This window comes from Oryzihumus sp., assembly GCF_036391795.1.
Lineage (GTDB): Bacteria > Actinomycetota > Actinomycetes > Actinomycetales > Dermatophilaceae > Oryzihumus.
In genome coordinates this window covers 1-11109 of record NZ_DASVZH010000045.1, presented here as the reverse complement: position 1 = coordinate 11109, position 11109 = coordinate 1, and the positions used below count along the sequence as shown (strand labels likewise).

The 11109-nt window shown below is 73.3% G+C and carries 13 protein-coding genes; 5 read left to right on the top strand and 8 right to left on the bottom strand.

What is annotated here, in order from left to right:
• The 6 genes from VF825_RS02835 to VF825_RS02810 all read right to left on the bottom strand — a co-directional run.
• Window positions 1-425: cysteine hydrolase family protein (locus tag VF825_RS02835; protein WP_331109929.1), on the bottom strand; the 425-nt coding region annotated here is incomplete at its 3' end.
• A 69-nt stretch (window positions 426-494) separates the two neighbouring features.
• Complete coding sequence (locus tag VF825_RS02830) at window positions 495-2135, bottom strand: alpha-amylase family glycosyl hydrolase (RefSeq protein WP_331109927.1); 1641 nt, start codon at window positions 2133-2135, stop codon at window positions 495-497.
• A 48-nt stretch (window positions 2136-2183) separates the two neighbouring features.
• Complete coding sequence (locus VF825_RS02825; protein WP_331109925.1) at window positions 2184-4172, bottom strand: translation factor GTPase family protein; 1989 nt, start codon at window positions 4170-4172, stop codon at window positions 2184-2186.
• A gap of 193 nt (window positions 4173-4365) precedes the next feature.
• Complete coding sequence (locus tag VF825_RS02820) at window positions 4366-4857, bottom strand: SRPBCC domain-containing protein (protein WP_331109923.1); 492 nt, start codon at window positions 4855-4857, stop codon at window positions 4366-4368.
• A gap of 2 nt (window positions 4858-4859) precedes the next feature.
• A complete protein-coding gene (locus VF825_RS02815; protein WP_331109921.1) occupies window positions 4860-5189 on the bottom strand; it encodes a metalloregulator ArsR/SmtB family transcription factor in 330 nt (109 codons plus the stop codon).
• Window positions 5190-5290: 101 nt separating this feature from the next.
• Window positions 5291-6511 carry an ATP-binding protein gene (locus VF825_RS02810; protein ID WP_331109919.1) on the bottom strand — a complete coding sequence of 407 codons (1221 nt, stop codon included), beginning with the start codon at window positions 6509-6511 and terminating at the stop codon, window positions 5291-5293.
• A gap of 87 nt (window positions 6512-6598) precedes the next feature.
• On the opposite strand from VF825_RS02810, the gene VF825_RS02805 reads away from it, so the two are divergent.
• Complete coding sequence (locus VF825_RS02805) at window positions 6599-7216, top strand: hypothetical protein (RefSeq protein ID WP_331109917.1); 618 nt, start codon at window positions 6599-6601, stop codon at window positions 7214-7216.
• On the opposite strand, the gene VF825_RS02800 is transcribed toward VF825_RS02805, so the two are convergent.
• The gene (locus VF825_RS02800; RefSeq protein ID WP_331109915.1) at window positions 7209-7541 is read right to left on the bottom strand and encodes a rhodanese-like domain-containing protein; all 333 of its coding nucleotides are present in this window, start codon (window positions 7539-7541) and stop codon (window positions 7209-7211) included. The genes VF825_RS02805 and VF825_RS02800 overlap by 8 nt on opposite strands.
• Before the next feature lie 70 nt (window positions 7542-7611).
• Window positions 7612-8472 (bottom strand): Fpg/Nei family DNA glycosylase, encoded by an 861-nt coding sequence (locus VF825_RS02795; RefSeq protein WP_331109913.1) that lies wholly within the window; start codon window positions 8470-8472, stop codon window positions 7612-7614.
• A gap of 259 nt (window positions 8473-8731) precedes the next feature.
• Here VF825_RS02795 and VF825_RS02790 point away from each other — a divergent pair, with 259 nt between their 5' ends.
• The 4 genes from VF825_RS02790 to VF825_RS02775 are packed head-to-tail and all read left to right on the top strand — an operon-like array spanning window position 8732 to window position 10835.
• Window positions 8732-9157 (top strand): phage holin family protein, encoded by a 426-nt coding sequence (locus VF825_RS02790; protein ID WP_331109911.1) that lies wholly within the window; start codon window positions 8732-8734, stop codon window positions 9155-9157.
• Window positions 9138-9440, top strand: coding sequence for a DUF3618 domain-containing protein (locus VF825_RS02785; RefSeq protein WP_331109909.1), 303 nt, complete (start codon window positions 9138-9140; stop codon window positions 9438-9440). The genes VF825_RS02790 and VF825_RS02785 overlap by 20 nt, the downstream gene beginning before the upstream one ends.
• A complete protein-coding gene (locus VF825_RS02780; protein WP_331109907.1) occupies window positions 9437-10549 on the top strand; it encodes a YihY/virulence factor BrkB family protein in 1113 nt (370 codons plus the stop codon). Before VF825_RS02785 ends, VF825_RS02780 begins: the two co-directional genes overlap by 4 nt.
• On the top strand, window positions 10521-10835 hold the full coding sequence (locus tag VF825_RS02775; protein ID WP_331109905.1) for a DUF4235 domain-containing protein: 315 nt from the start codon (window positions 10521-10523) through the stop codon (window positions 10833-10835). The genes VF825_RS02780 and VF825_RS02775 overlap by 29 nt, the downstream gene beginning before the upstream one ends.
• Window positions 10836-11109: the final 274 nt, after the last annotated feature.

The window sequence follows — 11109 nt, the reverse complement described above, 5'->3', positions numbered from 1 at the left end:
GTGGCTGTCGCGTCGAGGACGAAGCGCACGTCGTAGCCGAGGTCGCTGGCCACCCGCGCGGTGGTCTCGCAGCACTGCTCGGTGCGGATGCCGGTGATGACGACCTCGCGGGTGCCGCGCTCCACCAGCTGCTGGGCCAGGTTGGTCGTGGTGAACGCGTTGTGGCTGGTCTTGGTGATGGTCGGCTCGCCCGGCTCGGGCTTGAGGCCGGGCAGCAGCCGCACGTGCCCGAGCTCGGGGTCGAACTCGCCGCCGCTGCCGGGCTCGGCGTGCAGGACCCAGATCACGTCCTGGCCGGCTGCCCGCGCGTGGTCGACGAGCCGCGCGATGCGCTCGTCGATGTCGGGGGTGTCGATGCGGTTCCAGGCCTCGCGCTGGCGGAAGGACTCCTGGACGTCGATGACGATCAGTGCGGTGGTGTTCATGAGCACCAGCGTGCCCGGGCCGACCCGGGCTGGCGAGGCCGGATCCAGCCGAACACCGGAACGATCCGGTCAGCCCACGCGGACCCACGCGGTCGCCTCGGCAGGCAGCCGGCCGCCTTCCAGGGGTGCGCTGGCCAGCAGCAGCTCCCCGTCGGGCAGCGCCACGGGCCCGTCGCCGAACGCGGTGACGCAGTGCCACCCGCCGGGGCGGGCGAAGTGCAGCACGTGCGGCTCGTCCTCGACCCACGCCAGGTCCTCACCCCGGGCCAGCCGGCGACGCCACGCCAGCGCGGACCGGTAGAGCGCCAGCGTCGAGGAGGGGTCGGCCTCCTGGGACTGCACGGCATACCGGCCGAACCACGCGGGCTGGGGAAGGTGCGCTCCGTCGCCGCCGAACCCGAAGGATGGCCCCTGGGCCGTCCACGGCAACGGCACCCGGCAGCCGTCCCGGCCCTTCTCGGCACCACCGGAGCGGAAGGCCATCGGGTCCTGGAGGGCAGCCGCGGGCAGGTCGCCGACCTCGTGCAGGCCGAGCTCGTCACCCTGGTAGACGTAGGTCGAACCGGGCAGGGCGAGCAGGACGAGGGCCGCCGCACGGGCGCGCCGCTCGCCCAGCGCGCGGTCCAGCACCGGCTCGGCCCCGTCGCGCAGCAGCCACTGCCGCGCCACCTGCTGGGCGTGCCCGTCCGGAGCCACCGGCAGGCCATAGCGCGTGGCCACCCGCGGGGTGTCGTGGCAGCCGAGCAGCCACGTCGTCGACGACCCGCTCTCGAGCATGTCGGCCACGCCGGAGTCGATGACGCGCCGATAGTCCCCGACCCGCCAGTCGGCCTCCTGCATCTCGAAGTTGAACGCCTGGCCGAGCCCCTGCGCCGAGGCGTACCGCGCGCGACGGCGGGGGTGGACGCTCGCCTCCGCGACGGCGAACCGGGGCGGGTCGTACTCGTCGAACACCGCCCGCCAGGACGCATAGACCTCGTGCACGCCGTCCCGGTCCCACAGCGGGTGCGACCCGTCGCCGCGCTGCATCTGCGCCACGTCGGCCCACGGGTCGAACGGCTCGCTCATGTCCTTGACCAGGCCGTGCGCCACGTCCACGCGGAAGCCGTCGACCCCGCGGTCGGCCCAGAACCGCAGCGTGGTGCGGAAGTCGGCCCGGACCTCGGGGTTGTCCCAGTTGAGGTCGGGCTGCTCCCGGGCGAAGTGGTGGAAGTACCACTGGCCGTCGCGCGTGCGCTCCCACGCCGGGCCGCCGAAGCCGGACTCCCAGTCGTTCGGCGGCAGCGAGCCGTCCGGGCCGGTGCCGTCGCGGAAGATGTAGCGGTGGCGCGCGGCCGAGCCCGCCGGTGACGCGAGCGCCTCCCGGAACCACGCGTGCCGGTCGGAGGTGTGGTTGGGCACGATGTCGACGACCACGCGGATCCCGTTGTCGTGCAACGCCTCCACCATCGCGTCGAAGTCGGCGAGCGTGCCCAGCCGCGGGTCCACGTCGCGGTAGTCGTCGACGTCGTAGCCACCGTCCGCCAGCGCCGAGGGGTAGAACGGGCTGAGCCACACGGCGTCGACGCCCAGGTCACGCAGGTAGCCCACGCGGGAGGTGATGCCCGGCAGGTCACCGATCCCGTCGGCGTTGCTGTCGGCGAAGCTGCGCGGGTAGATCTGGTAGACCACGGCGGAACGCCACCACGTCGGGTCGGACAGGTCTGTCACGGCGGGTCTCCTCCGGCTCGAGGCACGTGAGCGCCAGCATGGCAGCGATCACCGCCCCCGGGCGACCCGCAGGTACTCCCTACGGTCGAGCGGGTTGAGGTCCGTCCTCGCCCGCTCCGGCGCCGGGCCACGGACCGGCTCGTGGTGGTCGAAGGCGTCGACGAGCACGCCCTCGCCCCGGCTCACCCCGGGCAGCTGCTGACGCAGCTGGTGCACCCGGGCGGCCGGGACCAGCCCGGACAACAGGTATGCCGTGCCTCTCACCTGCGTCTCCAGCGGCACCGCCTGGGTGCGGGACAGGAGCGCCAGGACGGCGTTCAGCGCGTCGTCGGGGACCTCGACCTCGAACCGGTGGACCGGCTCGCAGACCTGGGTGCCGGCCCGGCGCAGCGCGGTCGCCAGCACCAGCGGGGTGAGCAGCCGGAAGTCGCCGGCGGTGCTCGACATGCTGGCGTCGAACGTGCCGTGGGCGTGGCTCTGCCGGGCCCAGTAGCCCGAGTGGGTCACGGTGACCACGGCGTCGGGCACAGCCCAGCCGTGCAGCCCCTGGAGGAGGGTCTCCCGGACCGCGCCCTCCACCGCGGTGAAGAACGCCGCCGGCATCGAGCCGAGCTCGACACCGAGACGGACGTCCACGCCGTGCCCGACCGGCGCCGGCGCCACGGCCAGGCCGACCGTGGCCAGGAACGGGTTGGGGTGGACGTCGATCAGCTCGAACGCCGCACCCGGGCCCAGCACCCGCTCGATGCACAGCGGCGTGGTCTCCCGGAACGCGACCCGCACGCCGTACTCGTCCGCGAGGGTCGCCGCCAGCACCTCCTTCTGCACCTCGCCGTAGAGCGAGACCGACAGCTCCCGGCGCACGTCGTCCTGCCGCAGGCCGACCATCGGGTCCTGCTCGCAGAGCTCGGTCAGGGCGGCGTGGAGGGCACCGCGCCGGCGGGCGTCGCACGCCTCGACGACCGTCTCCAGGGAGGGCGGGGAGAACTGGTGGGCGCGCGCGGCGGCTTCCCACGGCATACCGATCGCGTCACCGACGCGCACCCCGGTCAGGCCGGACAGCACGCCGACCCGGCCTGCCGCGAGCTCGTGCGCCGGCACCTCGTCACCGTTCTCGGACAGGCGGATCCCGGTGACGCGGGCGTCGGCGCCGCCCACCGGGAGCCGGTCGCGGACCCGGACCGTGCCCGAGAACAGCCGCACCCAGGCCAGTCGTTCCCCGGCCGGGCCGCGCTCGACCTTGAACACGGTGCCCGAGGCCGGGCCGTCGGGGTCGCCTCCGGCGGTGGGCAGCAGGGCGGTCAGGGCGGCCATGAGCTCGGCGACCCCGGCGCCGGTGGCCGCGGACCCGAACAGCACGGGGTGCACCCGGACCGCGGCGGTCTGCTCGGCCAGCGCGGCCCGGAGCCGGGCCGGCGCAACGCCGTCTCCGTCGCCGTCGAGCCAGGCCGCCAGGAGCCGGTCGTCGTGCCGGGTGAGGACCTCCGCAAGCCGGTCGCAGGTGGCCGGGTCGGTGTCCGGGGCGCACTCGACGCGCGCTGCCCGGGTGCCGGCGTCGACGACCTCGCCCATCGCCACCACGTCCGGTGTGAGCCGGTCGGCGATCTCGGCGAGCACCGCCTCGGGCCGGGCGCCGGCGCGGTCGACCTTGTTGACGAAGACCACCCTCGGGATGCGCAGACGTTGCAGCACCCGCATGAGCACGCGGGTCTGGGCCTGCACGCCCTCCACGGCGGAGACGACGAGGACCGCGCCGTCGAGCACCGCCAGGGCACGCTCGACCTCGGCGATGAAGTCGGAGTGGCCCGGGGTGTCGACGAGGTTGACCGTGACGTCGCCGAGGGTGAACGAGACGACCGCGGAGCGGATGGTGATGCCGCGCTGACGCTCCAGCGCGAGGGTGTCCGTGTGGGTGGTGCCGCGGTCGACGCTGCCGACCTCGTCGATGACGCCGGCGGCGTGCAGCAGCCGCTCGGTGAGGGTGGTCTTACCGGCGTCGACGTGCGCCAGGATCCCGAGGTTGAGTGTCCGTGCCAAGCTTCATGTCCTTCGCACCAAAGAGGGTCAGCGGGCGGGGCATGAAGGCTTCGCGCATGGCAGTGGGTCCTGTTCCTGGGTTTCGCTGTCCGTGCCAGTGCAGCAGGGTCGCCGCGCTGCGGACAAAGGGTTTTCGCCGGTATGCCGGTCACGCACCGCCGTGCGCGACCGGCACAGGCCTCCCCGATCCGGGTCAGGCGGTGCGGGCCAGGAAGTCGTCGATCTGGTTGAGGGCCAGGCGAGCCCCCTCTTCCAGGCCCATGTCGAGGACCTTCTGCAGGTCGTCGGCCGACGCGTACGACGCGACGTACGTCGCGCGAGTGCCCTCCCCATCAGGGTCGAAGGTGTAGACGTTGTGCGACACGGGCATCCCCGGGGCCTCGTTGAAGTCCTCGTCGGCGAAGCCGTCGTCGAAGGCGAAGCTGCGGGGCTCGTCGACGTCCGTGATCCGCCACCAGCCGGGGTACTTCTCGCCCTCGGGACCGGTCATGTAGTACGTCGAGCGGGACCCGACGGTCAGCGAGTGGTCGACGAACGTCGCCGGGTGGGACGGCGGACCCCAGACTCGCTCGAGCTGGCGCGGGTCGGCATACAGCGCCCAGACCCGCGTGACGGGGGCGGCGAACGTCGCGGTGATCGTGATGGTGCGGGTGTCGACGTCCTTGGTGATGTCGGTGACGGGCATGGTCAGCTCTCTTCTGCCAGGAGGGAATCGATGCGGTCGATGCGACCGCGCCACACCGCCTCGAGCTCGTCGAGCATCGAGGCGACGGAGCGCACTGCTTCCACGTCGCCGCTCGCCAGGGCCTCGCGCCCGCTGCGCCGTTTGGTGAGCAGGCCGGCCTTCTCGAGGACGGCGACGTGCTTCTGGACGGCGGCGAAGCTCATGTCGTAGTCCGCCGCCAGCGCCGAGACGGAGTGCTCACCCGCCAGGACGCGGCGCAGGATGTCGCGCCGGGTCCGGTCGGCGAGCGCGTGGAACAGGGCGTCGGCCCGGTCCTCGTTCCTCTCGTCCATGCCATCAATGTACAACCGAATGGTTGTATGTCGTCAAGGCTGGTCACTGGCCACGGGCCGGCCCGCGCTTATGCCGCGAGCCGCGGCGGGAGGCCGCCGACTCAGCCGTGGGCGCGCAGATAGCGGCCGAAGTGCGGCACGGTGAAGGCGATCCGCCCCCGCTCGCCGGAGTAGATGAGGCCCTTCTTGAGCAGGGCGTCACGTGCCGGCGAGAGTGACTGCGGCTTGCGCCCGAGGATCGACGCGACGGCTGCCGTGGGCACCGAGCCGACCTCGTCGACCGAGGATGAGTCGCCTGAGGCCTCCACCTCGGCGAGCGCGGCGTCGGCCATGGCGCGCAGGTACTCCCGCTCGGCCGGCGTGGCTCGCTCGTAGCGGGAGCCGAAGAACCCCACGGCCAGCTCGGCCTCGGCCTCCGGCGCCGCGACGCGCACGTCCTCGGCGCTGATCGGGGTGCCGACCGCCACGTCCCAGGCCACCTTGCCGTAGGCCTGGACGAAGTACGGGTAGCCGGCGGTCGCGGCATACATGGCCTGCAGCGCCTCGTCGTCGAACTCGGCGTCCTCGTCCTTGGCCGGGGACTGCAGCGCGAGGTCGGCAGCGGCGCGGTCGAGGCGGTCGATCCGGTTGTAGCGGAACAGCCGCTCGCTGTAGGACTTGCTCGCGCTGAGCACCGCCGGCAGGTGGGGCAGGCCCGCCCCGACGACGATGACCGGCAGCCCGCTCTGGCTGATCTCGTGGCAGGCGGCGCACAGGGCCGACACGTCCTCGGGGTCGAGGTCCTGCATCTCGTCGATGAAGATGCCGACGCCCTTGCCGACGTCCGCGGCCAGGCCACCCACGTCGGTGAGCAGCTCGACCAGGTCGATCTCGATGTCGCCGGAGTCGGCCCGGCCGGGCACCGCCGGCGCATCGATGCCGGGCTGCCAGCGGTCGCGCAGCCTGGCGTTGACCGGCGCCTCCCGCTGGGCGAACGCCTTGATCACGCCGAGGACGTGGTCCACCTCAGCGGACTGCGCGTGCCCCAGCTCGCGGACCGCGGTGTGCAGGGCGGCGCTGAGCGGGCGGCGCAGCCGCTGGTCGGGACGCGCCTCGAGCTTGCCGGTCCCCCAGTGGGCGCGGACGGCTGCGCTGCGCAGGGCATTGAGCAGCACCGTCTTGCCGACGCCGCGCAGCCCGGTCAGGACGATGGAGCGCTCCGGCCGCCCCTTGGCGATGCGTTCCAGCACCACGTCGAAGGCCCGCAGCTGCTCGTCGCGGCCGGCCAGCTCCGGCGGCCGCTGGCCGGCTCCGGGGGCATAGGGGTTCCGGATCGGGTCCACGCTCGGAGACTATCCGGCTGTCTAGCGCCAGCCCGAGAACTCGCGATAGTCGCCGATCGTGTCGCGGCGGCCCGTAGCCTGTGCCGCATGAGCGCCCGGACCACACGCTGGCGGTTCGCCGGTCAGATCGCCGGTCTGGGCACCAGCGGCGGCACCCGGGTGGTCATCGGCCGCTGGCTGCAGTCGCCGCTGGGGTCCTTCGCCGACGTCATGGTGGAGCGGCCGGACGGGCACCGGGTGCTGCTCGCCCCGACGCAGCAGGTGGCCGACTTCGTCGCGGCGACCTACACCTTCGACGAGGTCCGGCTGACCCCCGTCACCGTCGTGGCCACCGCGGACCGGTGGCGGCTCGAGGCGGGGCCGCTGACGCTGACCCTCGGCCTCGGCCGCCGGACCACGCTGGGATGGCTGCTGCACGGCATACCGTCCCCCGTCGCGACCGCGCCCTGGTTCGCGGGCGCGGTCGACCCGGTCGCCCGGGTGGTGCTGCGCGGCGTGCGCACGCGGGGGACCGCCGGCCAGGGTCGGCGCGAGTGGTACGGCGCGACGGACGTCCGCGCGCTGCGCACCGCCGCCGGCGCGTGGGAGGGCGAGGACCTCGGCGTCCTGCGCCCGGTGGACCCCCCGGTGCGCTTCGGCTTCGGGTCGACCCCGGCCCGGCCGTCGGTCACCTCGGTGGTGACGACGGTCGAGTCACTCAGATGACCGAGGGCTCGGCCTGACCGTCGGCCTCGATCGGCTTGCCGGCCGCGTGCCAGGCCTTCATGCCGCCGTCGAGGTTGGCCACGTCGAAGCCCTGCTGCTGCAGCCAGGCCACCGCCCGGGAGGAGCGGCCGCCACCGCGGCAGGTCACCGCGAGGGTGCCGGCGTCGGTGTCGGGCAGCTCGCCGAGGCGGGCAGGCAGGTCACCCAGCGGGATGTGCACGGCGCCCGGCGCGTGGCCGGCGGCCCACTCATCGGGCTCGCGCACGTCGAGGATCGTCGCGTGGTCGTGGACGTCGGAGACGGTCACCGTGGGGATCTGGGTCATGCGCGGCATCCTCTCATCGGCGCAGCGGCGTCCCGCAGGGTCCGCGGCGTCGATGCGACGAGGCTCACGCTCACTTGAGCAGGCGGGAGAGCCGGCGGTCCGCCAGCGGCTTGCCGCCGGTCTGGCAGGTGGGGCAGTACTGCAGGGACGAGTCGGCGAAGGACACCTCGCGCACCACGTCGCCGCAGACCGGGCAGGCCTGGCCGGTGCGACCGTGGACGCGCATGCCGGCCCGCTTGGCGTCCTTGAGCTCCTTGGCCGGCTTGCCGGACGCGGCCGCCACCGCGTGCTCGAGGACGTCGCGCAGCGCGGCGTAGAGGCGCGCCACCTCCTCCTCGTCGAGCGCGGCGGCGAGGGCGAACGGCGAGAGTCGGGCCGCGTGGAGCACCTCGTCGGAATAGGCGTTGCCGACGCCGGCCAGGAAGCCCTGGTCCTTGAGCAGGCCCTTGACCTGCGTGCGCCGCCCGGCCAGCAGCGCGGCGAAGTCGGCCTCGCCGAAGCCGTCGGCCAGCGGGTCGGGCCCCAGGCTCGCGATGCCGGGCACCTTCTGCGGGTCGTCGACGATGTATGCCGCGAGCCGCTTCTGCGTGCCGGCCTCGGTCAGGTCGAAGCCACTGCCGTCGGACAGGCGCACCCGCAGGGCGATCGGCGACTTGCCGGGTCGCAGCGGCGTGGTGGTCAGCTGGTCGGACCAGCGCAGCCAGCCCGCGCGAGCGAGGTGGAAGACCAGGTGCAGGCCGTCGAGGTCGAGGTCGACGAACTTGCCGTGCCGCTGCACGCCGCTCACGACGAGGCCGGCGAGTGCCTGCGGCGGCGGGTCGTAGGTCTTCAGCACGCTGATCGAGCCGAGCTCGACCCCCGCGACGGCGAGGCCGTCCGTGCGCTCGCGCAGGAAGTCGACGAGCGCCTGGACCTCGGGCAGCTCCGGCACGCCCTCATTCTGACCCAGCGGACCGACAGCGACCGCCCGAACGCGGCAAAGACCCCGCCGTGTCAACCGGGAGGTCGCCCGGACCCTGCACCGGACGTCGTCGACCGGTCTGCCCGCCGTGCACGTCGCGACCGCCATGCGGACGGGGGCCGTTTGAGGTTGCCGGGATGGGGCACGGGTCAGGCACGCGACTCAGGGAGGCAGTCCATGAAGAGCACCCACAGGCACCACCGCCGCCCCGCGGTGACCGGAGGCCACCATGGCTGAGACCGGCGCCATCGTCCATGACGACCCCTCGGTCGCCGAGCTGCTGACGAGGCTGTCGGAGCAGTCGACCCGCCTCATCCGCGACGAGCTGGAGCTGGCCAAGGTCGAGATCACCGACAAGGTCAGGCACGCCGGCGTCGGCGCCGGGATGTTCGGTGCCGCAGGGGTTCTCGCCTGGTTCGGGCTCGCGACCCTGATCGCCACCGCGATCCTGGCCCTGTCCCTCGCGCTGCCGGCGTGGCTGGCTGCGCTGGTCGTCACCGTGGTCGTCTTCGCCGCCGCAGGCGTCGCCGCGCTGGCCGGCCGCAGGCAGGTGCAGGAGGCGGCACCCCCGGTGCCCCGCGAGACCATCGACAGCGTCGAGCGCGACGTCGCCGAGGTGAAGGAGGCAAGCCACCATGGCCGCCACTCCGTATGACGAGACCGGCACCCCCGGCTCCGCCCTCGACTCCCAGCCGTCCCCGGCGACCAAGGCCGAGCTCGAGCAGGACATCGCGCTCACCCGCAGGGAGCTGGGGGAGACGGTCGAGGCGCTGTCCGAGCGGCTCGACGTGAAGAGCCGGGCCCAGGCGGGCGTGTCCCGCGCCGTCGCCCGGGCTCGTGACTCAGCGCGGACCCACGTCGTGCCGACTGCGGCGCTGGCCGCCACGGCCGTGGCCACGCTGACCGGGCTGGTGGTGTGGCGGCGGCGTCGCCCATGAGCACGTCCGCGGGCCGGCACGGGCGGGTGGCACCGGACAGCCCGGTCAAGCCCGAGACACCGACCGACCTGACGAAGCCCTCGTGGGGATACGTGCTGCGCAAGACGGCGCGCGAGTTCTCCACCGACCAGTGCACCGACCTCGCCGCGGCACTGACCTACTACTCGGTGCTGGCACTGTTCCCCGCCGCGATCGCCCTGCTGTCCCTGGTCGGGCTCTTCGGGCAGGGGCAGCAGACCGTCGACACGCTGCTGGGCATCCTGCGTCAGCTGGGGGCCGGCACGGCGGTCGGGACGCTGCGGCCGGCGCTGGAGTCGCTGGGCCAGCACACCCACACCGCCGGCTTCGCCTTCGTGCTCGGCCTGCTGACCGCGCTGTGGTCGGCATCGGGCTTTGTCGGTGCCTTCGGCCGCGCGATGAACCGGATGTACGGGGTGCGCGAGGGCAGGCCGTTCTGGAAGCTGCGCCCCGTGCTGCTGCTGGTCACGCTGGCTGCCGTCCTGCTCTCCGCAGTGGTGGCGCTTGCGCTCGTGATGACCGGTCCGGCAGCCAGGGCCGTGGGCAACGCCATCGGCCTGGGCAACACGGCGGTGCTCGTGTGGGACGTCGCCAAGTGGCCGGTCATGCTCGTGGCCGTCATCGTGATCGTCGCGATCCTCTACTACGCGACGCCGAACGTGGAGCAGCCACGGTTCCGGTGGACCAGCGTGGGCGCCGTCCTCGCGATCGTCGTCTGGGTCCTGGCGTCAGCAGGCTTCGGCTTCTACGTGGCCAACTTCTCCAGCTACGACAAGACCTACGGCACCCTCGCCGGAGCCGTGGTGCTCCTGCTGTGGCTGTGGATCACCAACCTGGCGCTGCTGTTCGGTGCCGAGCTGAACGCCGAGCTCGAGCGCGGGCGGGAGCTGCAGGCCGGCCTGCCCGCCGAGCGCCGTGTCCAGCTGCCGCCACGCGACACCCGCAAGATCGAGAAGGCCGAGGCCAAGGAGGCCGAGGACGTCGAGCGCGCCCGCCGGCTGCGCGAGAGCCGCGGCCTGGAGGCCGACGTCCCCGGCGACGACCCGAAGGAGGAGGAACGGCATGACCGTTCGTCAGCACGTCAGGACTGAGCAGCAGGGCAGCACCGCAGCCAAGCTGCTCTACCGCCCCGTCGGGCTCGCCGGCAGCATCATCGGCGGCATCGTGGCGGGCGCACTGTTCAAGCAGGTGTGGAAGCGCGCTGCGGTCGGGTCCGACGGTGACGCGCCCACGGCACTGGAGTCCGAGTACCCGATGCGCGAGGTGCTCCTCGCGGCGGCCCTCCAGGGCGCGCTGTTCGCGGTCGTCAAGGCGGCGATCGACCGCGGCGGGGCACGGACCTTCGAGCGCTGGACCGGGGAGTGGCCCGGCGACTGACCGGCCGCATGACGACCCTCGGCGACTAGCCGGGCGGCGATCGGCTTGCATGGCGGCCTCCCTGGGCGGCAGCCCGTGGGTCCGTTCCGCGGCGTCAACGATGCGGTCCAGTTTCGCGCCTCTGCCGGGCGGTCGCAGGCCGGGCACGAGGCGCACGCAGGCCGGCCACGCCGTGCAGCCAGGCCGGCTCGCGGACCTCCTCGCGACCAACTTGTCCAGGCTCTTGACCAGGATCGGATCGCGGACCTAGAATAGAACACACGTTCGAAGTCTC